Source organism: Exiguobacterium artemiae 255-15 (assembly GCF_000019905.1).
Classification (GTDB): Bacteria; Bacillota; Bacilli; order Exiguobacteriales; family Exiguobacteriaceae; genus Exiguobacterium_A; species Exiguobacterium_A artemiae.
On the sequence record NC_010556.1, the window covers coordinates 2,462,782 to 2,486,949 of the forward strand.

The window sequence follows — 24,168 nt, forward strand, 5'->3', positions numbered from 1 at the left end:
CCCACTTTTCGTGAAAATCAGTGCTTTTTATACTAGATTTTAGTATTGAACGTTCTCGCGTGCCACTTTTTTAGCAAAATAGTCAATGATGTCACGGCGACGAATGATGCCGATAAAGTGTTTCCCGTCATCGATGACCGGTACGAAATTTTGATCGGTGATGACTTCAATCATCTCTTCCATCTGTGCTGTGATCGAGACCGGTTTGTACCGGACACGCTGTTTGATATCCGTTAAACGGGTTTGCAGAACATGATCGTAATCCGCATGTTCAAGATTTTTTTCAAGTGCCCACAGGACATCCCCTTCCGTCAGGGTTCCTGCATATTTTCCTTTGTCATCAACGAGTGGGACCGATGTGAATCGATGATGTTTCATCTTTTCAAGTGCTTGTCTGACCGTTGATTCAGGATCTAAGTATTTCACTTCGTCTTTTGGTAATAAGAAAAAAGCAATATTCATGTTCGTTCCTCCCTAGCCACTCTGTGACACCGCTTCTATTTTATCATGAACTCAGGTTTCGTTCAGTTCCCAAATCATGAAAATCTCCCCACAATTCCTTCATATTTAGTACTACCCTTCCGATAATCAGAATAGACAGATTTTAAAGACTATTTAAAAAGATAGGAGAATTACACATGCGTCTTCCGATTACACGCCGGCTTTTCATCGGGTTGATTTTACTGCCCGCTCTCACGTTAGGAGTCTCGACCTGGTTTTCATATAATCAGACGAGTCAGACTGTCGAACGGTTGGTCGATTCGACCTCCCAAACGGCCTTAAAACAGCTTGAGCAATCCTTCTCCCGTATCATCGATGACACAAAAAAAGATACGACCCTGTTGGCCGGTCTCCCGTTTAACCGGACGAACGGACAACTGCCGAGTTACATAAGCAATACACCGGAACCGGGAGCGGAACTCCCGTCCCAAAAAGCGAAAGACATCTACAGCGTCCTCGAAAAATACGGTTCATCCAAAATCGAAAATTCCTTTGTCCAATATGCGGATACCAAGGGCGGTTATTTAAATTGGCCGAAACAGGAAGCCGCGTCGGGATACGATCCACGCCAGGACGTCTGGTACAAACAGGCGTTGGAAAATTCGAGTACGGTCGCGATGAGCGAACCGTACTATGATCAAGCTACCAAGCTTTCGGTCATCGGTTTTTCAAAAGCAGCGCTCGATGATCAGGCGAATATCAAAGGTGTCTTATCCGTCTATAAAAGTGTCGACCGGTTATCGGAAGACATGAAACGGATTGAAATCGGTCAAAAAGGATTTGTCTTCAGTTATACAAAAGACGGTCAGATCGTCACGCATCCGAATAAAAACTATTTCTTTAAGAAAGTCGACCAGTTACGCGAAGATGGAAAAGCGTATTTCGAAGCCCCTAAACAAATGATCAGTCAGGAATCCGGTTCGACGATCATGGAGGTCGGCGGAAAAAAATCCGTCGTCATCTGGCAACTGTCCTCGAAGACGGGCTTTAAACTGGCGGTCGTTCTCGATTATGACTCGTTGTATGCTCCTAAGGACGCAATGCTGACACAATCGTTGATCAACTTCGTCATTGCAATCGCCTTGGCAACTTTAATCGCCTGGCTCATCGGCCGTTCCATCCATCGACCGTTAGCCGGTCTTCGCCGTGAGGCGTTAGCCATCGCAAACGGTGATTTACGCACAACGAACCGCACGAAACGCTGGATCCGCGATGAACTGTCGGATCTCGGCGAAAACTTTGACGCCATGCGCCAAAAGCTCCGGCAAACAATTACAGCGATGACCGAGTCCGCCGGCACCGTCCGGGATGCTTCGCACGATTTATCGTCAAATGCCGTTCATGTTCAAAATGCATCGGTTCAAATCGGACAGACAATGGAAGAAATCGCTGCTGCCGGTGAAACGCAGACGAAACAAGCGGAACGTTCTTCCCATGCGGTTTACGGTGTCAAAGAACGATCGATCGCAATGCAGACTGCCGCTACCGAAACACTGACCGAAGTCGCATCTGTCGCCTCTGCCGCGACACGTGGCAGTCGCCTGACGAAACAGACTATCACGGATCTGTTACAGCATTCTGATTCATTGGAACAGGAGATTCAAAATACATCCGACTTCCTCGGCAAACGCTCTGAAGAAATCGGCAAGATTCTCGGAACGTTACAGGCCATCTCTAGTCAAACCAATCTCTTGGCTTTAAACGCGGCCATCGAGGCGGCACGTGTCGGGGAACAGGGACGCGGGTTTGCCGTCGTCGCGAGTGAAGTGCGGAAACTGGCCGAAGAAAGTGATCAGTCCGCGAAACAAATCAAACAGTTACTCGATAACATCCAACATGAAACGCAGACGGCGATGGGTGCGATGAACGGCGTCATGGATGACTTAAAACACTCGCTCGAATCGGTCAAGACGACCGGAGTCGATTTCGAACAGATTGCCGGGTCCGTCCAGCATGTCTCGAACCGGACAGAATCTTTGACGGGAGATATCAGTGCCCTGACTCATGCGACCGAAGAGGTTTCTGACGCGATGGGAACGATTCTTGCCTTGACGGAAGAAAATGCTGCCGGCATCGAGACGAGTGCCGCAAGCATCCAGGAAACAAATGCGACGATCGAAGCCGTCACGACAGCAGCGGCTCATCTCGCGCAAATCGCAACGGAACTCCATGCCTTGACCGTCGACTTCCAAGTCGATGAACCGATCGACGGGGACGAACTTCTCCCTCCGGCTGAAACATCTGAACCACTCGTACACGACCTGTCTTACGACGAAGTAGCGGCTTCACTCGATGAACATGCTGAACCCGAGCAAACGTCAAAGGACGATGAATCGGCTGATTCGGCTGACTCAGACTCTTCTGACGATGCTCCCCGGTAAACGATTTTCCTTCCAACTCAAAAAGACATCAACCGCCTGAACAAACGGGCCGTTGATGTCTTTTGTTTTTTTAAATGTCTTCTCGGCTTCAAATGATTCTTGCTATACAATCATCGGGACACGACGTAAACTGAAAACAACACGTTTTTAAAGAACGGAGGAACTCCAGTGTCGCCCTTATCAACAGAAGATTTGATTCAAATCGCGGAAAGTCTTTACGGGACGACGGGCTTTTTTGTTTCGTACCAGTCCCTGACCGGTGAGAAACTGGATATCAGTCCTGCCGCGCCTTCGCATCCGAGCCGGTTATCGATCGAACAGGAATGGCCGGCACCGGATCAGACACCGCTCCTGTATACCTTAAAAGATGGAACGGCTTACCTGTTTATTCCCGTCCAGGAACAAGGACAGTACCGGATCGGTCCGGTCTTACTGCAATCGGCTCTGTTCCGTGCGCACATTCAGGATGAAGCGTTCCATCAATTTTATAAAGCCTTGACCCGGACGACGGAAAACCGGTTGATCGACTGCGCTCATCTGGTCCACCGTTTACTGACCGGCCAGCAACTCGCTAAACGGGACATCCGAACCGAATCGGAAAGCGAAGAGCAGGAAATTCCGCTGATTGCCGATGTTTCCCCTCATACTGCAACGACTGCCTACATCAAGGCCTGGGAGCGGGAACAGCAGATCATCGAATGGATTTCGTCCGGACAAAGCGAACGCTTGGCGACGACCTACTCTCTACCCGCTTACGGTGAATTCGGATCACTCGCGCGGCACCAGCCGTTACGGGCGGAAAAAAATCTGTTGCTCGGCACAGTGTTATTGAGCGCCCGGGCTGCGATTAACGGCGGGCTGGAACCGGATGAATCCTTTATGCTCAGCGACCGGATGATTGAATCGATTGAAGCGGCAAACAGTATTTCCGAGCTGCGTAACCGCCACGTCCGGATCACGGTCAGCTTTGCAGAGGCCGTCAAACAGATTCAGGAGTTGCGCCATTCGCCGCACGTACTCGCCGCGATCCGTTATATCCAGCAGCACTTGTATGATCCGTTATCAGTCTCGTCCATCAGCCAGGCGATTCACGTTTCATCAAATTATTTATCCGTCCTGTTCAAGGAAGAGACGGGACTTCCGCTCGCGCGTTACGTCATTCGTGAACGGATTCGTGAAGCGAAACGGCTGTTGCGTTCGACGGATGATTCCCTGCTGACGATCTCGAACAAGTTACATTTCTCGAGTCAAAGTCATTTTAGTCAGGCGTTCAAACAGACGACCGGCGAGACACCGACTCATTACAGACAACATCATTTTTAATCTTTTTTAAAGGAGTATGACATGACACAGCTACTTACGAAAATCCGCCGCAAGAAAATCCATAAAGGATTGCTTCTCTATCGGCTGTTTCAACAGCTTCCGGTTCAAAAAAATCTTGTCCTGTTTGAAAGCTTTTTAGGTCGCGGTTATTCGGACAATCCGAAAGCGCTCTACCTGACACTTCAAAAACAGCGTCCGGAACTTGAACTCGTCTGGATTTTTGCCAAAGAACCGAACGCCGCAGTCAAGGCAGCTTGTCCGAACTGGGTATTGCGGAACAGCCCGAAATACTATTACCTGATGGCCCGGGCGCAGTACTGGATATTTAACACCCGTCAGCCGCTCAGCTTAAAAAAACGACGGGAAACGATGTATTTACAGACCTGGCACGGGACTCCTTTAAAACGGCTCGGACTCGACATGGATGAGGTCCATATGCCGGGTACGAATACCGAACAGTACAAAAAGAACTTTTCTGCCCAGGCCAAGGAATGGAACTATCTGCTTTCACCCAATCTCTATTCCAGCGCCATTTTCAAACGGGCCTTTGATTTCCGGGGACTGCTTCTTGAAACCGGTTATCCGCGAAATGACCTGTTGTATGCGCCGGACCGTCAGCAACAAGCCGGACAGATCAAACAGTCACTGCGATTGCCGCCCGGTAAAAAAGTCATCTTGTATGCACCGACCTGGCGGGACGACGAGTTCGTAACGAAAGGTCAGTACCGGTTTAATCTCAAACTGGATTTGAAACAGATTCAATCCCGTTTAGGTGACGACTACATCGTTCTGTTACGGATGCACTACTTGATTGCGGAACACCTGGACTTGACGGCGTTTGACGGGTTTGCATACGACGTGTCCGCTTACGGCGATATCGCGGAACTGTATCTGATCAGTGATCTGTTGATTACGGATTACTCGTCCGTCTTCTTCGATTATGCTCACTTGAACCGTCCGATGTTATTCTTTACGTATGATTTAGAGAAATACGCTTCCATCCTCCGGGGATTCTATTTTGATTTTGAAGCGGTCGTTCCCGGTCCACTGTTAAAAGAAAGTGATCAGGTCATCGATTATATCGAAGACATTGCAACACAGTCCAAACAGTACGAAGAGAAATACACCGCGTTCCAGGAACGCTTTTGCAGCCTCGATGACGGGAAAGCCAGTCAACGGGTTGTTGATGCTTTGTTTAAATAAAATTAAATAAAGCTTCCTTACCTGCATTGATTCGCAGGAAAGACTTCGCTTTCCTCGGGCGAACGGCGAGCCTCCTCGACGCATACGCGTCTTCCGGGGTCTCACCGGTTTCGCTTTTCCCGCAGGAGTCTTCGTCTTTCCTGCTCTTTTGCATACGCATTTTTATTTTGCGGCACCACTAAAAAACCGGAATGACTTTCTTTTTCTATACAAGAAGAAGAAAGTCATTCCGGTTTTTTGTATATCACTTTAAGAAAAACCCGATTAAGTTAGTTCATCTTCTTGGTCGTCGGAGCGATTGCTTTGGCACCAGCTCTTCAAATTCCGGATGAACATAAGCAGGTCTTTTTCTCTCCCAATCTTTTCCCAGTAACTTTGTCGCTTCTTCCCAACTATGAACGACAGACGACTTCGTCTGAAGAAGGGCGTTCAGATTATCTTCATCTTCTTCGTCAAAAAATGCGGATTCGTTTGTTTCTTTTAGGAACACCCATTGTCCGTCCGGTTGTTTCTGTCCCATCAAGGTGACACGTCCACCTTCAAAGCGTAGTACCAGTATTTCTTCCCATGTTCCCTTCAAATGATTGTCCCCCGTTTCAATTCCCACGAAATTTGGTTTGATGCAACTCGACAAGTTCTCCAAAGCGAACATTTCGATCGGCTACCCTTTGAGGAGACGGATGATAGTAGTCTGTCGTTCCCTGCTTTTCTTTTCCGAAAAAAGGAACCCCTGATGCTTTAATTCGTCTCATCCACTCTTGTTTCGCTTGATTGAGATGAAGCCATGATTTCCGATTTTCGACACCCCAACCGATAAGCAACCAGGGATGCGTCTTTAATTCTTCAACAGACGCAAAGGAGTCACTCGAATCATACATTCCAAGTCGGGATAATTCTTCGAAGTATTTAATGGACTCAACATTCTGCCCGTGACGAAGTTGAAACAAGTTATACAAGTGGAATCTTCCGGATAAGGGTTGATGATCCGTATGAATCTGTTCAACGATCCGGATCAGCTGTTTCATAGTTGGATCATTCGCGTGGATCGGTCCAGTCGCTCGTCCAGTCGCATGAAGAACCGTATCTAGATCCTTTGTTAATCTTGCGGATCCGGGATTAAGCAAGAGGCAGGCGCCAAGTGAGTTCGTCCCTTCGCCCCATTGCAGATACGTTTCATTCCGATGAATCCGGTCCCCTACTTTTACAAAAGTACCAAATGCTTGAACGTTCTGATGAGCCATACTTGACCATTCTCCCCTTCAAAATGGAATAAATAAATTTACATTTACATTTTATCACATTTTTAAAATAAAATGTTTCGTCCGGATTTCCCTTGATAACCTCTAATTCGAACAAAAAAAGACTCCAACGATGAAACGAAATTTCCGTTCCGTCGATGGAGTCTCAAGGTTAGATTGATTAGTTTTCTTCACGTACGAACAAGGCAACGCTCTCGACGTGTGTCGTATGCGGGAACATATCGACCGGTGTGACTTCCATCAGCTTGTAGCCGAGTTCAGCAAGAAGCTTCGCGTCACGCGCTTGTGTTGAAGCGTTACAAGAAACGTAAACGATCCGCTTTGGCGCGACTTCAGCAGCAGCACGGAGGAATTCTTCGTCACAGCCTTTACGCGGCGGGTCAACGACGATGACGTCCGGCTTGATGCCGCCTTTAACGAGTGCCGGCATGACCGTTTCTGCCGTTCCGTATTCGAACGAAACGTTATCGATGCCGTTAGCTTTTGCATTCCGGCGTGCGTCGTCAATCGCTTGCGGTACCATTTCAATGCCGTAGACGTGTTTTGCCTTTTGGGCGAGCGATAATGAAATCGAACCGATTCCGCAGTACGCATCAACGACGATTTCATCGCCTGTCAATTGCGCGTATTCCAGCGCTTTTCCGTACAGTTTTTCCGTTTGCAACGGATTGACCTGGAAGAACGAATGCGGTGAAATTTCATACGTCAATCCGGCGATTTGATCGCGGATGACAGACGGTCCGTGTAAGACGATGTTCCGTTTTCCGAGGATGACATTCGTCTCATCCGGGTTGATGTTTTGCTGAATCGATGTAACGTTCGGGACAGCTTTTAAGATGCCTTCGACGATTTTATCAGCACCGCGCAATTGTTTGACCTTCGTCACGAGGACGATCATCAATTCGTTTGTGTGGTACCCGTGGCGTGCCATGATGTGACGGATGACACCGCTGTTTTTCTTTTCATCGTAAGCCGGAACCTTCAGGTCAGCCAGTACTTTCCGGACAGCTTGGATGGCATCGTCATTCTCTTTATTTTGAATCAGACAGTAATCCATATCGATGATCCGGTGACTGCGTTTTTGATAAAAACCAGCCATTAACTTGTTGGATTGGAACGCGACCGGGACTTGTGCCTTGTTGCGGTAACCCCATGGATCTTCCATGCCCATCGTTTCGTGGACCGGAATCTCAAGACCGGCAAGACGCGCGAACGCATCACGAACACGGTTGTGTTTGAATTTCAGTTCCGCATCATACGAGAGGTGCTGCAACTGGCAACCGCCGCACTGGTTATAGACCGGGCAAGGCGGCTCGACACGATCGACACTCTTCGTTTTTTGACGGATGATCCGTCCGAAACCGTATGATTTCGTCGTTTTTGTAATTCTGATTTTGACTTGTTCCGTCGGCAAAGCACCGGGAATGAAGACCGTGTAGCCGTCAATCCGGGCAACTCCTGAACCGTCGTGCGTCAAGTCGACGATATCGACGACGTGCTCATCGTTTTTTTGTACTGGAATCATATTGTTTTCCTCCTAGAAAATCCCGCGTCTTACGCGAGATTCGTTTCCTGTTCTTGTGCCTGTAGCTGTAAATTGATCGTTTCCATCTCGTCGATCCGGAACTTCGGCGTCATGACGTCGAAATGCGATTGAAGATTCGTCATCTCCCCTTCACAAATTCCGCCAAACTCGCCATCGATGTTCAAGCTCATCTCGGATGTATTTCGCATCCGGACGAATGACGTCGTCACATGTTCAATACATGGATCAGAGAAGTGGTCTCCCTTTAACGCCAACCGCATGACGCGGATTAACTCAACGAGATTACATTTTTTCAAAATGAATAAATCAAAGCGTCCATCATTGAGGGAAGCATTCGGTGAAAGTTTTTCAAAACCGCCTACAGAATTGGTGTTCGAAGTCAAAAACAACATGACTTCGCCTTTAAAAATCCCGCGTTCGTGTTCGAGCTCGACATAGGTCGGACGGATTTGCGGGAGTTTTTCCATCCCTTTGACGTAATACGCCAACTGTCCGAGTGCCGTCTTCAGTTTTGATGGAACTTCATACGAAAGTTCCGTCATGATGCCACCACCTGCGATGTTGATAAAGTAGTGGGTGCCTGTCGTCCCTTCGATTTTTCCGATGTCGACGGGCATCGTGTACCCGGTACAGATGACATCCATCGCCCCTTCAATCGTCAAAGGAATCCGCATCGCCCGGCCAAAGTCATTCGTCGTTCCGACCGGTAAGACACCGAGTTTCGGACGCACCGGATACGATGCCATGCCACTGATCACTTCGTTTAACGTGCCATCTCCACCTGCAGCAACGACAAGGTCAAATTCGGCTTCACAGGCCCGTGCTGCTTCATATGTCGCGTCACCGACCGCTTTCGTCGAATAGACGGAAGTCTCATAACCCGCTGCTTCCAGCCGGTCTAAGATATACGGCAGATTTCGCTTTACCATCTCTTTCCCGGAAGTCGGGTTATAAATCACTCGCGCTCTAGGTCTCATAAGATTTTCTCCTTTTTTACTCAACCGATCCATTTGATACATAACTGTTTTATTTTACATGAAGTACCGGCACATTACAAAGGCAAAAAAAGAAGCCCCGCTTCCTTCTCTTGGTTTAGGAGAGGAGAGCGGCGCTTCAGCAAGACTTATTTTAATTTTTCGAGTTCTTCGTAGAACAGCTGATCGAGCAGAGCCGGATTCGCCATTCCTTTTGTTTTTTTCATGATTTGACCGATGACAAACCCTTTTTTCCGATCACGGCCGTTGACCAGTTCTTCAACGACTGCCGGGTTGGCTTCGAACATCTCGACGACCAGTCCGCGAAGCAGTCCTTCGTCCGAGATTTGCGCGAGTCCTTGTTCTTCGACGTAAGCGCGTGGTTCGACACCTTGTTCGATGACTGCCGTAAAGACTTGTTTCGCGATTTTCGATGAAATCGTTCCACCGGCAATCAGTTCGATCATTTCAGCAAGACGGGCCGGTGTGAGCTTGATCGTGTCGAACGTTTCTGTCGATTTGTTCAAGTGACCTTGGACTTCCCCAACCGTCCAGTTGGCAGCGGCTTTCGGTTCCGCACCGGCTGCAATCGTCGCTTCGAAATACTCGGCCATCTCACGTGTGACCGTCAATTGTTTCGCATCATACGCCGACAGACCAAGCGCTTCCTGGTAGCGGACACGACGGGCATCCGGTAATTCCGGAATGCCGGCGCGGATTGCTTCTTTCCAGTCGTGGTCGAGGACCAGCTTGACGAGATCCGGTTCCGGGAAGTAACGATAATCGGACGCGCCTTCTTTCACCCGCATCAGGACCGTTTGTTTTTTCGTTTCGTCAAAGCGAAGTGTTTCCTGACGCATGACACCGCCGGATAACAACAGCTTACGGTGACGGTCTTCTTCGAACTCCAGACCTTTTAAGACGTTTCCGAACGAGTTCAAGTTCTTCAACTCGGTTTTCGTTCCAAACTTCTCTTGACCGTATGGACGGACGGAGATGTTACAGTCGCAACGTAACGAACCCTCTTCCATCTTAACGTCCGAGACACCGGCATATTGCAGGACTTCCTTGAGTCGTTCGAGGTAAGCGACCGCTTCTTTTGGTGAGCGCATGTCCGCTTCACTGACGATCTCAATCAACGGGGCACCTGTCCGGTTGAAGTCGACGACTGAATGGTTGGCACCGGTGTGGTTCATCTTCCCGGCATCTTCTTCGAGGTGGACGCGTTCAATCCGGAAACGTTTTGTTTCGCCGTCGACCTCAGCATCGATGTAGCCGTCAAAACCGATCGGCTGATCAAACTGTGAAATTTGATAGGCTTTCGGTGTATCCGGATAAAAATAGTTTTTCCGGTCGAATTTCGTTTGATCGGCGACATGACAGTTTAACGCCATGGCAGCACGAACCGCGAGTTCAACCGCTTTTTCGTTGATTTTCGGCAGGACGCCGGGATGTCCGAGACAGATCGGGCACGTCTTCGTGTTCGTTTCTGCACCGTATTCCCGGGCACAGCCGCAAAACATCTTCGTATTTGTATTTAATTCGGCATGGACCTCAATACCGATGACCGTTTCAAAGTTCATAAGGCATTCTCCTTTATAACTTCGGAAGCGCGAATCCGCCGGTCGCAAGCTCAAATGCATGCGCCGCACGATAAATCGTCGCCTCGTCAAAGTGTTTTCCGATGATTTGCAGACCGACCGGTAATCCGTCGACAAGACCGGCCGGGACCGAGATTGCCGGAACACCTGCCAAGTTGATTGGAATCGTCAAGATATCATTGGCATACATCGTGACCGGATCGTCGTTTTGGGCACCGAGTTCAAAGGCTGGAGTCGGAGCAGTTGGTCCGATAATGACGTCGTAGTTGGCAAGGACCTGGTCGAAGTCATGTTTGATCAGCGTCCGCGCTTGTTGTGCTTTTTTATAGTAAGCATCGTAGTAACCTGAGCTGAGGGCATATGTGCCGAGCATGATCCGGCGTTTGACCTCGTCACCGAAACCTTGAGCGCGTGAATACTTGAAGACATCTTCGAGTGCATCGGCTTCGGCGCGGACACCATAACGGATTCCGTCGAAACGGGCCAAGTTCGATGAGGCTTCTGAAGAAGCAAGCAGGTAATACGTCGCGAGCGCATATTTCGAGTTCGGAAGTGAGACTTCGTCGACCGTCGCACCAAGCGATTCAAGTTTCTTGATGGCAGCACGGATATTTTCCTTAACGCCTTCACTGATTCCTTCGCCGAAGTACTCTTTCGGAACAGCAATCTTCAGTCCTTTGATGTCCCCTGTCAGTGCTTGTGTATAATCCGTCGGGTTGACGTTCGCTGACGTCGAATCCATGTCACAATGTCCGGCAATCGCACTCAATAAGTACGCATTGTCTTCGACCGTCCGTGTCAATGGACCGATTTGGTCAAGTGATGAGGCGAAGGCAACGAGACCGTAACGCGAGACGAGACCGTATGTCGGTTTTAAGCCGACGACACCACAGTAAGCAGCCGGTTGACGGATCGAACCACCCGTATCCGAACCGAGGCTGAACAAAACTTCGCCTGCCGCGACAGCTGCTGCTGATCCGCCTGACGAACCGCCCGGTACGTGTTTTGTGTTCCATGGGTTACGAACCGGCTTGTAGGCCGAGTTTTCGTTTGATGAGCCCATCGCGAACTCATCCATGTTGAGTTTACCGATTGTGATGGCTCCTGCTTCATGCAGACGCTCGACGACCGTCGCATCATGCGCCGGAACGAAGTTTTCGAGGAACTTCGAACCACATGTCGTCGTCATCCCTTTCGTGACGATGTTGTCTTTGACACCAATCGGTAAACCGAATAATGGGTTCGCTTCGTGTTTCGCGATTTCGTCCATCCGTTTTGCCTGTTCGAAAGCATCTTCATTCAGAGACAAAAAGGCTCCGATTTTTCCATCAACGCGGTCAATCCGGTCAAAGGATTCCTGGACAAGTTCAGATACTTTGACCTCCCCATCTTTGACGAGTGTGTGTAAGTTCTTTACACCATGTTCAAAAAGTGACATATCGGTGGTCTCCTCCTTATTCGAACACTGCCGGGACACGGACTTGTCCGTCTTCCCAATCAGGTGCGAGTCGTTCTACTTCCGTACGCGGAAGTGACGGGCGTACTTCGTCTTTACGCAAGACGTTTTTAAGATCGAGGACGTGTGTCGTCGGTTCGATCCCTGTCGTATCGAGCTCATTTAATTGTTCAGCAAACCCGAGAATCTTCTCGAGTTGAACGGTAAATTGTTGAACCTCTTCATCTGTTACGGCGAGACGTGCTAAATGCGCCACATGGCGGACTTGTTCTTCATTGATCTTTGCCATCTGATTCCACCTCCGGAACTTTTTCAATATATTTTACACTATTTCTAATCATAGCACTTTTTGTCCAGACAAAAAAGACGATGGTGCATCGGGGGGAGGTCCGCACCATCGTCCTTATAGGGGTAGCAAAGCTTCCGGGCAGAAAGCTTCTAGTAATGAATTACCCGTGCTGTGGATAAGCAAAACAAAAAGTCTGATTATTCAAAATAAAAGATCCCCCAGCAGATAGACATTGAAGACGATGACGATACTGACGATCGTCCAGGAAATCCCTTTCGTTAACGGCTGATTTTTATATTTGCCCATGATCCGTTCACTGGATGTGGCACGGATCAACGGGATTAACGCAAACGGAATTCCGAACGATAAGGCGACTTGACTCCAAATCAACGCCCTGGTCGGGTCAAAGCCGGATAACAATAAGAGGATCGCCGGTAACATCGTCACACTGCGCCGGAGGAAAATCGGAATCTCCATCTTCAGGAATCCGCGCATGATGGCATCCCCGGACATCGTCCCGACACTCGACGAGGCAAGTCCGGAAATCAGTAACGCTCCGCCAAACAGATAAGGTGCCGCGCCGCCGAGCGACGTCCCGAGTCCGTGAAAAATACTTTCCAGTGTCTCTGCCTGTTGGCTCGTTCCGAAGAAGACCGTCGCGGCAATGACAAGCATTGCGCCGTTGACTGCCCCCGCAATCAGCATCGCAGCCCAAATATCCATCTTTTGAATCCGTAACAACCCTTTTTTATCCGCAATTGTCCCCATCCGGCGTTTCGTTAGATCGGAATGGAGATAAATCGCATGCGGCATGACCGTCGCCCCGAGCATCCCTGCTGCAAGGACAATGCTCGACGTTCCGGAAAATCCGGGAATCAATCCGCCGGCGACATCGCGCAGGACCGGTTTAACTTCAATGACCTGAATCGCAAACGCCAGAGCGATGACGAGGACTAACGCTCCGATGACAGCTTCAAAATGACGTAACCCTTTCCGTTCAAATCCAAGGATGACGAACGAAGCAACCGCTGTCAGCAAGGCGGCGATTTTCAAATCGATGCCGAACAGCAGGTTAAAACCGAGTGCCGCCCCGACGAACTCCGCTAAATCCGTTGCCATCGCGACGAGTTCGGCCTGCGCCCAATAAAGAATTCGCATGACCGGCGACAGTTCATCCCGAATGACTTCCGCAAGGCTCGTATTGCTGACCAGCCCCAGTTTGGCCGATAGTGTCTGAATCATCACGGCCATCAGGTTGGCGGCAACAATTACCCACAACAGTAAAAATCCGTACTGGGCTCCTGCCGTCATGTTCATCGCAAAATTCCCCGGATCGAGGTAAGCGACGGCGGCGACAAAAGCCGGTCCGATATAGTGTCTTTTTTTCAAACGCTCCACTGGAACGATCGGTTGACTTACCACTTTGCCTCACCTCTCTTTAGTTGTTAGTATACGCTTTTTTTGCGTATAGGCAACATATATGCTTTATGTAAAGATATGTTCACCAAGTTAGTTTCTTCTATAGAAAAGAATGTCCGGCGCACAAGGCACCGGACATTCTCTCTGCTAACATCAAACTACTTTCCGTTGTTGCTCCGCTCCTTTAAGTTGAGCTTGTACTTCATCGAATTCATCATACATCGCTTGACTTGGTGCCTTCGTCAAGAGACTGCCGACAACAAGTGCGACGGTAGACGCGATGAATGCAGGAATCATTTCATACATCTCCGAGATGTAGAACGGAAGATCTTTGACGTACATCTTCACTAAAATCCAGGCGATGACGACGACCGATCCCGTAATCATCGAAGCAAGGGCACCATGTTTGTTCATCCGGCGCCATAATAGGCTGAACAGGACGACCGGTCCAAAGGCGGCACCGAATCCGGCCCACGCATATCCGACCAACGTCAGAATGGATTTTTGCGCGCCAAATGATAAGGCGATCGCAAGCAGTGCAACGACGAGAACCATGATCCGCCCCATAACCATCAACTCTTTATCTGATGCATTCCGTTTCAGGAAACGCTGATAAAAATCATTGGTTGCAGCACTCGACGAGACGAGCAATTGCGTCGAGATCGTCGACATGATGGCCGCGAGCAATGCTGCGAGTAATAGCCCTGTGATGAAACCCGGGAACAAGTCACGCGACAATTGAATGAAAACGTTCTCCGGATTCTCGAGTATTCCGCCTTGTTGTGTGAAATAGGCATATCCGAATAATCCCGTTATCATGGCCCCGACGATCGAAAACGTCATCCAGATCATCCCGACCCGGCGCGCCGCTTTCATTTCATGCAGGTTTCGAATCGCCATAAAACGGACGATGATGTGCGGCTGACCAAAGTAACCAAGTCCCCATGCCAGCAGGGAAACGATCCCAATCACAGTCTGCCCTTTGAACAGCTCGAGTTTCGAACCGTCCGTCGAACGGATCGTCTCAAGCGTTTCATTGATTCCGCCGCTGAGCGTCAGCGTGACAGCCGGAACGATCAGCAAGGCGATGACCATGATCATGCCCTGCACGACGTCCGTCCAACTGACGGCAAGGAATCCGCCGAGGAAGACATACGCAATGACGACAGCCGCCAAAATCCATAAGCCGGTTGTATATTCGAGTCCGAAGACGGATTCAAACAGACGACCACCGGCAACAAAACCACTTGAAGCGTACATTATAAAGAATATTAAGATAACTCCAGCTGAAACTGTACGCAGGACACCACTTTTATCGTGGAACCGCTTTTCAAAGTAGTCGGGAATCGTGATGGCATCCCCGGCATGCGCTGTATACGCACGTAAACGTGGTGCGACGAGTAGCCAGTTGGCATAGGCACCGAGCAATAACCCGATGACGATCCAACCACTGGACAGACCAGTTGCAAACATGGCACCCGGTAATCCCATCAACAGCCACCCACTCATATCACTGGCTCCTGCTGAGAGCGCTGTGACGACAGGTCCGATTGTTCGTCCTCCCAGCATATAATCGTTCATGTTTTTTGTCCGATAATACGCGACGACACCTAGTGTGACCATCAAACCCAGATACAACAAAATCGCGAACCACATTCCGTTCATCTCGTGCTCCCCCTTTTCTAAAAAAAAAAAAAACGGATATGCAGGTTGCATACCCGTTTCATCTATTAAACATCATTTTAGAACATTTCAGAAGTAGTTTTTGCTTGAAGATGTAAAGTCAAGTAATCCGGTCCGCCTGCTTTTGAATCCGTCCCTGACATGTTGAATCCGCCAAACGGTTGGTACCCAACGATTGCACCTGTGCAACCGCGGTTGAAGTACAAGTTACCGACATGGAAGTTCGCACGTGCGTATTCCTGGTTCGTACGATCTTGAGTGATGACGGCACCTGTCAAACCATACTCCGTGTTGTTGGCAATGTCGATTGCTTCTTTGAAGTCTTTTGCTTTTGTGAACGCAACGACCGGTCCGAAGATTTCTTCCTGCATCAGACGGTCTGTCGGTTGGACATCAGCGACGATTGTTGGTGCGACGAAGTATCCTGTCGAATCATCCGCTGTACCACCTGCTGCAATCCGGCCTTCTTGTTTCGCGACATCGAAGTACGATGTGATTTTCTTGAACGCTGCTGCATCGATGACAGGTCCGACGTTGTTCGTCACGTCGACCGGGTTACCGATACTGAGTTTGTTTGTGTTTTCGACGACTTTCGCAAGCAACTCGTCATAAACCGAATCGAGTGCGACGACACGTGAACAAGCTGAACATTTTTGTCCCGAGAAACCGAATGCCGCTTTTGTGATCATATCTGCCGCATAGTCGAGATCAGCCGACTCGTCGATGACCATCGTGTCTTTTCCGCCCATTTCCGCGATGACGCGTTTAAGCCAGATTTGACCGTCGTTCAATTTTGAAGCACGTTCGTTGATGCGGAGTCCGACATCACGCGAACCTGTGAAGCTGATGAAACGTGTTTTCGGGTGATCGACGAGATAGTCGCCGACTTCCGCCCCAGGTCCCGGAATGAAGTTCAAGACGCCGGCCGGAAGACCTGCCTGTTCCATGACTTCAACGAATTTAGCAGCGACAACCGGTGTCGTCGATGCTGGTTTCAAGAGGATCGGGTTACCTGCCACGATCGCAGCAACCGCTGTTCCTGCCATGATGGCCAATGGGAAGTTCCATGGTGAGATGATGACACCGACACCAAGTGGAATGTAGTCGTACCGGTTGTATTCGCCCGGACGGCTCTCGACTTTTTTGCCTTCTTTTAAGACAAGCATTTGACGCGCATAGTATTCGAGGAAGTCGATCGCTTCCGCTGTATCCGCATCTGCTTCGTTCCATGGTTTACCTGCTTCTTTGACGAGGTAAGCCGAGAATTCATGTTTGCGTTTCCGGATGATGTTTGCGGCTTTGAATAAGACGTCCGCACGAACACTCGGATTGACGAATTTCCACGTTTCAAATGCTTTGACAGCTGCCTGCATGGCATCTTCAGCGTGTGCTTGTGTCGCTTTCGAAACGCGTCCGACGATTTCTTCTTTGTTTGCCGGATTGACAGAAACGATTTTGTCCTCTGTCGTCACACGTTCTCCCCCGATGACGAGCGGATAATCTTTTCCAAGCTCTTTCGATACAAGTTCAAGCGCCTCTTCGAACGCTTTCTTGTTTGCTTCCTGTGAGAAGTCCGTGAATGGTTCGTGTTTGTACGGAATCATCTCTATTCCCCCTTTTATACTTGCTTTTAATCGCTTACATTCTCCATTGTACAGAAGCATGTCGCCGCTTACAATTATTCTAGACAAAAAAATGAAGAAGACCGTTTCGGCCCTCTTCATCCGCTGTTCATTGCTTAGCTTGTGAAAAGACAATCTCTTCATTTTGGACGGATACTTCGACATCCTGTCCCTGGAACAGCCAGTCATCCTGATCGGAGACGACGAAATGAATCCCGTCGACGGTTTCTTCAACCGCTGCCCGGTCAACGGTCTCCATGTGGACTCCGACTGAGAACCCTTGCGTTAAATCGGTAGAGCCGCCGTACTTGGCGAAAAAGCGGATCGTATCGCCTTCCTTTGCTTCCATCTCTTCTTTGAAATATTGTAGTGCTTCGTCTGTTACGTGAATTTTCATGGTGAACCCACTCTCCTTTATGCTAGTGTACCTATTCCCTACTCAAAAAAGCGAATTTCCTGTATGGTGAAGACATAATGAAAGATGTTGTTCATATAGGAGGAACTGAAATATGAAACGATTATTGACGGTACTCGTATCAACGGGAATCATCCTCGCCGGATGCGGAAACGATTCCGCTCCGTCTACTGATACTGAATCCCCGAAGTCGACGGAAACGAAACAAACGAAACAGGCAAGTCAAGACGTTCTTGATGTCTACAAGACGTATCAACAAACTGTTGGTCAGTCCGGTACAGCTGATGCTGAAGCACTTGCCGCGATTGAGTATACGGGGGATCAAAAGTTGTTGCGGGCCGCGACACTCGGCGCCAAGAATTTAAAGATCAAACCGGGTAAAGTCGTCAAAAGTTTTCAGGAAGGTAACGTCGCCTACATCATTCACGAATTCAACGATGAAGACGGATTGCCTTTACCGAACCGCGCTTCAAAACTGTTTTTAAAACAGGACGGCGAATGGAAAGTCGTCATCGTGCCGACGAAGTTTGATCCCGAAGTCTTTACGACCCTCGCCTCGCTGTTTGAATCCTTTAATGCCGATGAATACGGCGTCAATGCGAAAGCGGCGGAAGCCGTCGGGAATACGAAAGAAGATAAGCAGGATGAAGTCTTTACCCGGGTCAATGCCCAGACGGACTACATGGCGCTTGAAATGAACAGTAACATCCTGATGATTTATGGTCCGGCCCTCGGTAACAAGGGAAATCCGGAGACGCTTGTCCATTACTATGAGGATTACGCCGACTGGTACCGGGAGGAACAATCCTTATTACTGAAGACGGCAAAAGCCGGCACCGACTTTGAAAAGTATTTGATTGCGCTCGATCCGTTAAAGGAAAGTCTGCAAAAGAAACTCGAAAAATACGCTGACCAGTTGAATATGGAACTGGGTTGAGGAGGACCATTCATGAATACAGTCGATTTTACATTGCCGAATGCGCAGGGAGAGATGATTTCACTAAGTGATTTCCGCGGAAAAAAAGTCATCGTCTACTTTTATCCGAAAGATTCGACACCTGGGTGTACGACGGAGGCGTGTGACTTCCGTGATGCTTCGGAAGCCTTTGCCGCAAAGAACACGGTCATTCTCGGCATTTCGGCAGACAGTCAAAAACGTCACCAGAATTTTATTTCAAAATACGAACTTCCATTCGAATTATTGTCTGATGTCGACCATACCGTCTGTGAGCAATACGGTGTCTGGCAGTTGAAAAAGAATTACGGAAAGGAATATTATGGAATCGTTCGTTCTACTTTTTTAATCAATGAATCTGGTGAATTGATTCAGGAATGGCGTTCCGTGAAAGTCAAAGATCACGTCACAGAAGCACTTTCCTTCCTCGAACAACTGAACTGACCGGATTAAAACACGCCATTTGATGTGCGTGTTTTAATTTTGGAATCATTTTTACCTCCCAATATTATCCTTCCGAAAAATTATTTTTACAAAAAAACCGTTGATATTACACGAAATTTTAATCAATTTGAAATAATCTGAAAATAAACTATTGATTTTTCTGAATATTGTATTTATTATTGGTAACAAGTTGATCCGGTGCTTTTCTTCAACAAAATAAAAGGCGATGACCCCTCTTATTTTTTTAATAGGACACCGGATCGCTATTCTAATCGGTACTCATTTTTCAATCATATATATTCATTCTTGGGAGGGAACTTATTATTATGAAAACGAAAAAAACACTTGCACTTGTTGGTGCTTTAGCCATCGCCGGATCAAGCCTCGCTGCTTGTACATCGACAGATGATTCAAAAGATACTTCAGGTTCGACTGATACGAAAAAGGCGTCGGACAAACAGGTTCTTAACCTGACAAGCGGTTCAGACATCCCGGCACTCAGCCCGACCGTTGCGACAGACTCAGTTTCATTCACAGTCTTAAACAACGTCCAGGAAGGTCTCTTCCGTCTCGACGAAAAACAAGAGCCGACACCTGGTGTTGCGGAAAGTGTAGACGTCTCTGAAGATGGTCTTACATACACATTTAAATTACGTGATTCTAAATGGTCGGACGGCAGTGACGTCACGGCAAAAGACTTCGAATATGCGTGGAAACGTGTTCTTGATCCGAAAAGCGGATCGCAATATGCGTACATCATGTATATCATCGATGGCGCTGAAGCGTATAACACAGGAAAAGGAAAACCGGCTGACGTCGGTGTCAAAGCAGTTGACGACAAGACACTTGAAGTCAAACTGACACAACCGGCTGAATACTTCAAAGCATTGACTGGCTTCGGTTCATTCATGCCACTCAAACAGGAATTTGTTGAAGAAAAAGGCAAAGACTTCGCGACGAACCCGGAGAACTTCCTTTACAACGGACCGTTCCAACTGACGGACTGGAAAACAGAAGTCGGCTGGAGCTACAAGAAAAACGATCAGTATTGGGATGCAGATACGGTCAAACTCGAAGAAGTCAACTATAAAGTCGTTAAAGAAGTATCAACAGCCGTCAACCTGTACGAAAAAGGTGATATCGATACAGTTGGTCTGACAAGTGAGTTCGTTGATCAGTACAAAGATAGCGAAGACTTCGATACACGTCTTGACGCGTCGATGTACTACATCCAAATGAACTTCAAAAACGAATTGCTCAAAAACAAAGACATCCGTAAAGCAATCGACTCTGGTTACGATAAAGAGCAGATGGCGAACGTCCTCTTAAACAACGGATCGATCCCTGCTTACTACTATGTACCAAAAGAATTCGCTAAAGGTCCGGACGGAAAAGACTTCCGTGACGGCAACGAAGGTTTCGGATCATTCGATGCTTCATCGGCTAAAGCTTCGTTCGAAAAAGGTCTGAAGGATATCGGTAAGAAATCCGTCAAGCTTGAGCTTCTTTCATACGATGACGACAACTCGAAGAAAATCTCCGAATACCTCAAAGGCGAGTGGGAGAAAAACCTTCCAGGTCTTGAAGTTACAATCAAACAGCAACCGTTCAAAAACAAATTGGACCTCGAGTCTAAAGGTCAGTTCGAACTTTCATTCGCAGGATGGGGCCCTGACTACCAGGATCCAATGACATTCCTCGACATGTGGATGACAGATGGACCGTACAACCGCGGTAAGTACACAAGCGACAAGTACGATTCACTCATCAAGTCGGCGATGAAAGAAACAGATGCAGCAAAACGTTGGCAGTCACTGAAAGATGCGGAGAAAGTCTTACTTGAAGACGATCAAGCGATCTCAGTTATGTACCAACGCGGTGCTTCCCTCTTACGTAAACCGTACGTTAAAGGAATCGTCAACCATAAAGTCGGTGCGGATACTTCGTTCAAATGGACGTATATCGAAGGAAAATAAGTATGACCTAAGACCAGTCTCGCTCCATGCGGGTCTGGTCTTTTTTTCCATATGAGACAAATGTACTGTTTTTATACGGTTCATTAAAAATTGGTAACATTCTGTTTTCATTTGGATTACTTCCATTTATACTTAGCAGAAGAATGATTTTCACTTTATTTACAATATTTCACGGTAATTATTCATAATTAATGGAAAAGTGCCGATATATTCTATACAGAGGACTTTTGCCTCAACTATTACGATTTACTAGGAAGGAGGACTCACCCTTGAAACAACGTGTACTTACGAGTCAGCAAACATGGACGGAAGAACAACTTGAAATGATTCAAGCCATCCAAGCTTTAGGCGAACTCATCCAGGATCGTCCCCGCCGGACGATTTATCGTCGTTATGCCATCGAACATGGTTGGCCGCAACCGGAAACCATCATTCGTCAGTTCGGATCTTGGCCGGAAGCTTTATCAGCAGCCGGTTATGAATGGCATATCGATCAACAGCCGGAAGAACTCGAGCGGGCTCCGAAATATACAAAAGATGAAATCCTGAAATCGTTTCACCGGTACGCCCAGGATGTCGGATCGACCATCACCTTAAAGAAATATCAAATCTGGCGTAAATCGGTTCATCATGCTCCGAGTCATTATCATATCGTGAAGATGTTCGGATCTTGGCATGATGCCTGTACGGCCGCAGGATTAGAAGCGAGCGTCACCTATTCAAAAGCCGAGCTTGCTGCGTCGCTGCGCCAAGCGATTGAAGAAGTCGGTTTCTCGCTCTCATTCGAAGCCTATCGTGAATGGGCGAAACGAAACAACAAACCGTCGACGAAAGCTCTACTGCACCGGTATGGTTCTTGGTCTGCGGCCATCCATGCGATTGAAAGCGAAATCCGTACGAGCAACCAGCAAGCTCAATAATCCTGCTTTTATTTTTCCTTCAAATACATTCATAATCACTGAGCCTCCTTCTCTTGCAGAACGGGGCTTTTTTGTCTCATTTAACGCCCTCAGAGAGCTTCCTGTTCTTACCTCTTACTACGGGTACTTAAGAGCTCTCCACACGATCTACACACGTTATCAGAACGTTAAAAGGGGCTGACTCAAAAAAGAAACACTCATTCTTTCACGCCCTTTCCTCAGGCGAGACACAAGCCAGTTTTCCTGCCTGAATCAGGCAGAAACCCGGGTCTTGTTTGTCTCTGACAGCGCAAAATCGCGCTTTTCCCTGTAGGAGTCGCGTGAAAAGAGTGTTTTTTTACACGAAAAGGGTGGCAGATTCCAATTCTGCCACCCTTCTCTTTGTAGAATCTGACTTTTGAGTCAGCACCTTTATCTTAAGCTTAGATGACACGTTCTTTCCACTCTTGGTATGATGCGACACGGTCGCGTCCTTGGAACTTCGCACCGATATACATTGCCCGGTCGGCATTGCGGATCAGACTCGCTAAATCACCCAGCTCGTTTAACGTATCGACACCGATACTTGCCGTAATCCTTAACGAATCTCCTTCAACCTGAATCGGATTGGCATGTAACGTCTCGCGAATCCGTTCGGCAACGATTTGAGCCGATTCCAGATCCGTATTCGGTAACAAGACAACAAATTCCTCGCCGCCGTAACGGGCCACAAGATCGGTGATTCGCGTCGCCTGCATTAACAGCTTGGCGACTTCAAACAGAACGATATCCCCGACTTCATGCCCATATGTATCGTTGATCTGTTTAAAATGGTCCAAATCGATCATCAAGGCTGAGAATGGATATAAATCACGTTGCCGAATCCGGCGATCGCCCCACTCCTGCAACGCCCGGTAGTTCGGTAATTTCGTCATCGCGTCCGTCCGGCTGTCCGTCAACAGACGTTCCCGCTCCTGTGCCCGTTCAACTGCCCAGGAGAGGACACGTAACGCGCGGTACAATTCATAACCAAAGTCTTTTGTGAACTCGCCGCTCGCTTCAGATGCTAAAAATAAAGAGCAATTGATTTTTTCGGTTGCTTCCGGCTGAATAAACAGAATCGATTGCGTTTCTTCCGGGACACAATCATACAGGCGGATATCCCATTCCTGTTGCATACCGTAAAGCAACACTTCTTCTTTTTCGTCAATGATATCTTCAATGATGATGCCGTGGACATGATCCGCTTTTAATTTCCGACCGTCCTTTAACGAATAATAAATCGACTCCCCTTCACCGAAATCAAACTTAATCCAGGCGATATCCGGACGAACGAAATGGTTCAATTGGCGTAAATACCGTTCGATGATGAACTGGGCATCGCCGTCTTTCCAGGCTGCTTCCTTCAATCGTTCAATCTGTTCCCAGTGCTCGATCCGGTCACTGGCATGGACGGAACTGCCAAGCGACCGTTTGATGATGAACAGCGCAAAAGCTGTCATGACAAGACCGCTGTTGCCGTTGTTTTGAACCATCAACGTACTGAAAATTCCAAACAGCAATTCGGCGGCAATGACAACTGCCTCAAACCGAAGCAACGGTAGCATGACACTGTTCGGGATGTTTTCACCAAGTAAAAAGTTCGACAATTTATACTGGAACAGTAAGACGATCCATAAAATCAAGACCATGACGAGCAACGGTCCGACGTTTTCAATCAATAAAAAATCTTTTCCGTGCGTCCCGCCGAGCGCATTGTAAGCTAGTCCGGCAGGCAAAATCAATAACAGCTCGAGCGTGACATTAAACGGGTAATTATGTAGCATACGCCGGCGGCCGATTGCGGTATGGAACGTCCGCAATTGGTAAATCAACATCGTCAATTGTCCAACACAGATGGCAGACAGGAGTCCATACGTTAAAAACGTAAACAGGACGAATCCGAAATGGAACGTAAAGCTCATATGTCTTCTGCGCACCGGATCAATAACAAAGATGGTGGAGAGTGCAACAACAAGCGTAAACGTAAAAAAGTCGATGCTCAGGTTGTAATCTCTTGATTTCGCCAGTAAATCGATTCCGATGACGACAAGAAAAAATACAATCCAGCTTCGAAGGAGATATTGTTGAAAGCGACGCATGTTGACTTCCCCTTCCTAACACATTTTGTGTATATATGAAAAAAACAATCTGATTATCACTCATTTGAGCATTGAGGTCTA

The 24,168-nt window shown here is 48.0% G+C and carries 20 protein-coding genes; 7 read left to right on the forward strand and 13 right to left on the reverse strand.

The genetic code is table 11. The features are described from left to right. Window positions 1-39: 39 nt before the first annotated feature. Window positions 40-462, reverse strand: a complete 423-nt coding sequence (locus tag EXIG_RS12730) for a CBS domain-containing protein (RefSeq protein ID WP_012371366.1) — start codon at window positions 460-462, stop codon at window positions 40-42. A 176-nt stretch (window positions 463-638) separates the two neighbouring features. Between EXIG_RS12730 and EXIG_RS12735 the strand changes: the two genes are divergently transcribed. The 3 genes from EXIG_RS12735 to EXIG_RS12745 all read left to right on the forward strand — a co-directional run bounded on the left by EXIG_RS12735 (window position 639) and on the right by EXIG_RS12745 (window position 5,408). Beyond that, the gene (locus tag EXIG_RS12735) at window positions 639-2,882 is read left to right on the forward strand and encodes a methyl-accepting chemotaxis protein (protein WP_012371367.1); all 2,244 of its coding nucleotides are present in this window, start codon (window positions 639-641) and stop codon (window positions 2,880-2,882) included. Window positions 2,883-3,050: 168 nt separating this feature from the next. Next, entirely contained in the window at window positions 3,051-4,205 is a 1,155-nt protein-coding gene (locus tag EXIG_RS12740) for a helix-turn-helix domain-containing protein (protein ID WP_012371368.1), read from the forward strand. 21 nt (window positions 4,206-4,226) lie between these two features. Further along, window positions 4,227-5,408: a CDP-glycerol glycerophosphotransferase family protein gene (locus EXIG_RS12745; protein ID WP_012371369.1), complete on the forward strand. Its 1,182-nt coding sequence runs from the start codon at window positions 4,227-4,229 to the stop codon at window positions 5,406-5,408. 274 nt (window positions 5,409-5,682) lie between these two features. Here the strand turns inward: EXIG_RS12745 and EXIG_RS12750 are convergent, their stop codons facing one another. From EXIG_RS12750 to EXIG_RS12800, 11 genes are all read right to left on the reverse strand, one after another. Then, on the reverse strand, window positions 5,683-5,988 hold the full coding sequence (locus tag EXIG_RS12750) for a hypothetical protein (protein WP_041261716.1): 306 nt from the start codon (window positions 5,986-5,988) through the stop codon (window positions 5,683-5,685). 16 nt (window positions 5,989-6,004) lie between these two features. Then, window positions 6,005-6,649: a hypothetical protein gene (locus tag EXIG_RS12755; RefSeq protein ID WP_012371371.1), complete on the reverse strand. Its 645-nt coding sequence runs from the start codon at window positions 6,647-6,649 to the stop codon at window positions 6,005-6,007. A gap of 178 nt (window positions 6,650-6,827) precedes the next feature. Continuing rightward, window positions 6,828-8,192: a 23S rRNA (uracil(1939)-C(5))-methyltransferase RlmD gene (rlmD, locus tag EXIG_RS12760; RefSeq protein WP_012371372.1), complete on the reverse strand. Its 1,365-nt coding sequence runs from the start codon at window positions 8,190-8,192 to the stop codon at window positions 6,828-6,830. A 29-nt stretch (window positions 8,193-8,221) separates the two neighbouring features. Then, window positions 8,222-9,190, reverse strand: a complete 969-nt coding sequence (locus EXIG_RS12765) for a diacylglycerol kinase (protein ID WP_012371373.1) — start codon at window positions 9,188-9,190, stop codon at window positions 8,222-8,224. A gap of 146 nt (window positions 9,191-9,336) precedes the next feature. Beyond that, complete coding sequence (gatB, locus tag EXIG_RS12770) at window positions 9,337-10,770, reverse strand: Asp-tRNA(Asn)/Glu-tRNA(Gln) amidotransferase subunit GatB (protein WP_012371374.1); 1,434 nt, start codon at window positions 10,768-10,770, stop codon at window positions 9,337-9,339. Between the two features lie 13 nt (window positions 10,771-10,783). Beyond that, complete coding sequence (gene gatA, locus EXIG_RS12775) at window positions 10,784-12,226, reverse strand: Asp-tRNA(Asn)/Glu-tRNA(Gln) amidotransferase subunit GatA (RefSeq protein ID WP_012371375.1); 1,443 nt, start codon at window positions 12,224-12,226, stop codon at window positions 10,784-10,786. 16 nt (window positions 12,227-12,242) lie between these two features. Next, window positions 12,243-12,533 (reverse strand): Asp-tRNA(Asn)/Glu-tRNA(Gln) amidotransferase subunit GatC, encoded by a 291-nt coding sequence (gatC, locus tag EXIG_RS12780; protein WP_012371376.1) that lies wholly within the window; start codon window positions 12,531-12,533, stop codon window positions 12,243-12,245. Between the two features lie 201 nt (window positions 12,534-12,734). Beyond that, window positions 12,735-13,931, reverse strand: a complete 1,197-nt coding sequence (locus EXIG_RS12785; protein ID WP_167315852.1) for an Nramp family divalent metal transporter — start codon at window positions 13,929-13,931, stop codon at window positions 12,735-12,737. 174 nt (window positions 13,932-14,105) lie between these two features. After that, a complete protein-coding gene (gene putP / locus EXIG_RS12790) occupies window positions 14,106-15,617 on the reverse strand; it encodes a sodium/proline symporter PutP (RefSeq protein ID WP_012371378.1) in 1,512 nt (503 codons plus the stop codon). A gap of 77 nt (window positions 15,618-15,694) precedes the next feature. Next, window positions 15,695-17,239, reverse strand: a complete 1,545-nt coding sequence (gene pruA / locus EXIG_RS12795) for an L-glutamate gamma-semialdehyde dehydrogenase (RefSeq protein ID WP_012371379.1) — start codon at window positions 17,237-17,239, stop codon at window positions 15,695-15,697. A gap of 127 nt (window positions 17,240-17,366) precedes the next feature. Then, window positions 17,367-17,654, reverse strand: a complete 288-nt coding sequence (locus tag EXIG_RS12800) for a HesB/YadR/YfhF family protein (protein ID WP_012371380.1) — start codon at window positions 17,652-17,654, stop codon at window positions 17,367-17,369. Between the two features lie 112 nt (window positions 17,655-17,766). Between EXIG_RS12800 and EXIG_RS12805 the strand changes: the two genes are divergently transcribed. From EXIG_RS12805 to EXIG_RS12820, 4 genes are all read left to right on the forward strand, one after another. Next, complete coding sequence (locus EXIG_RS12805; protein ID WP_012371381.1) at window positions 17,767-18,609, forward strand: hypothetical protein; 843 nt, start codon at window positions 17,767-17,769, stop codon at window positions 18,607-18,609. 12 nt (window positions 18,610-18,621) lie between these two features. Continuing rightward, window positions 18,622-19,071: a thioredoxin-dependent thiol peroxidase gene (gene bcp, locus EXIG_RS12810; protein WP_012371382.1), complete on the forward strand. Its 450-nt coding sequence runs from the start codon at window positions 18,622-18,624 to the stop codon at window positions 19,069-19,071. Between the two features lie 326 nt (window positions 19,072-19,397). Then, window positions 19,398-21,047, forward strand: coding sequence for a peptide ABC transporter substrate-binding protein (locus EXIG_RS12815; RefSeq protein WP_012371383.1), 1,650 nt, complete (start codon window positions 19,398-19,400; stop codon window positions 21,045-21,047). A gap of 269 nt (window positions 21,048-21,316) precedes the next feature. Beyond that, complete coding sequence (locus EXIG_RS12820; RefSeq protein WP_012371384.1) at window positions 21,317-21,967, forward strand: homing endonuclease associated repeat-containing protein; 651 nt, start codon at window positions 21,317-21,319, stop codon at window positions 21,965-21,967. A 422-nt stretch (window positions 21,968-22,389) separates the two neighbouring features. Here the strand turns inward: EXIG_RS12820 and EXIG_RS12825 are convergent, their stop codons facing one another. Continuing rightward, the gene (locus tag EXIG_RS12825; protein ID WP_012371385.1) at window positions 22,390-24,087 is read right to left on the reverse strand and encodes a GGDEF domain-containing protein; all 1,698 of its coding nucleotides are present in this window, start codon (window positions 24,085-24,087) and stop codon (window positions 22,390-22,392) included. Between the last annotated feature and the right edge of the window lie 81 nt (window positions 24,088-24,168).

What these genes read in the sequence shown, in the direction of transcription:
- EXIG_RS12745 (WP_012371369.1), top strand. Translation starts at nt 4,227, where the DNA reads ATGACACAGCTACTTACGAAAATCCGCCGCAAGAAAATCCATAAAGGA.
- EXIG_RS12765 (WP_012371373.1), bottom strand. Translation starts at nt 9,190, where the DNA reads ATGAGACCTAGAGCGCGAGTGATTTATAACCCGACTTCCGGGAAAGAG.
- EXIG_RS12815 (WP_012371383.1), top strand. Translation starts at nt 19,398, where the DNA reads ATGAAAACGAAAAAAACACTTGCACTTGTTGGTGCTTTAGCCATCGCC.
- bcp (WP_012371382.1), top strand. Translation starts at nt 18,622, where the DNA reads ATGAATACAGTCGATTTTACATTGCCGAATGCGCAGGGAGAGATGATT.
- putP (WP_012371378.1), bottom strand. Translation starts at nt 15,617, where the DNA reads ATGAACGGAATGTGGTTCGCGATTTTGTTGTATCTGGGTTTGATGGTC.
- rlmD (WP_012371372.1), bottom strand. Translation starts at nt 8,192, where the DNA reads ATGATTCCAGTACAAAAAAACGATGAGCACGTCGTCGATATCGTCGAC.
- gatB (WP_012371374.1), bottom strand. Translation starts at nt 10,770, where the DNA reads ATGAACTTTGAAACGGTCATCGGTATTGAGGTCCATGCCGAATTAAAT.
- gatC (WP_012371376.1), bottom strand. Translation starts at nt 12,533, where the DNA reads ATGGCAAAGATCAATGAAGAACAAGTCCGCCATGTGGCGCATTTAGCA.
- EXIG_RS12805 (WP_012371381.1), top strand. Translation starts at nt 17,767, where the DNA reads ATGAAACGATTATTGACGGTACTCGTATCAACGGGAATCATCCTCGCC.
- EXIG_RS12800 (WP_012371380.1), bottom strand. Translation starts at nt 17,654, where the DNA reads ATGAAAATTCACGTAACAGACGAAGCACTACAATATTTCAAAGAAGAG.
- pruA (WP_012371379.1), bottom strand. Translation starts at nt 17,239, where the DNA reads ATGATTCCGTACAAACACGAACCATTCACGGACTTCTCACAGGAAGCA.
- EXIG_RS12825 (WP_012371385.1), bottom strand. Translation starts at nt 24,087, where the DNA reads ATGCGTCGCTTTCAACAATATCTCCTTCGAAGCTGGATTGTATTTTTT.
- gatA (WP_012371375.1), bottom strand. Translation starts at nt 12,226, where the DNA reads ATGTCACTTTTTGAACATGGTGTAAAGAACTTACACACACTCGTCAAA.
- EXIG_RS12755 (WP_012371371.1), bottom strand. Translation starts at nt 6,649, where the DNA reads ATGGCTCATCAGAACGTTCAAGCATTTGGTACTTTTGTAAAAGTAGGG.
- EXIG_RS12730 (WP_012371366.1), bottom strand. Translation starts at nt 462, where the DNA reads ATGAATATTGCTTTTTTCTTATTACCAAAAGACGAAGTGAAATACTTA.
- EXIG_RS12735 (WP_012371367.1), top strand. Translation starts at nt 639, where the DNA reads ATGCGTCTTCCGATTACACGCCGGCTTTTCATCGGGTTGATTTTACTG.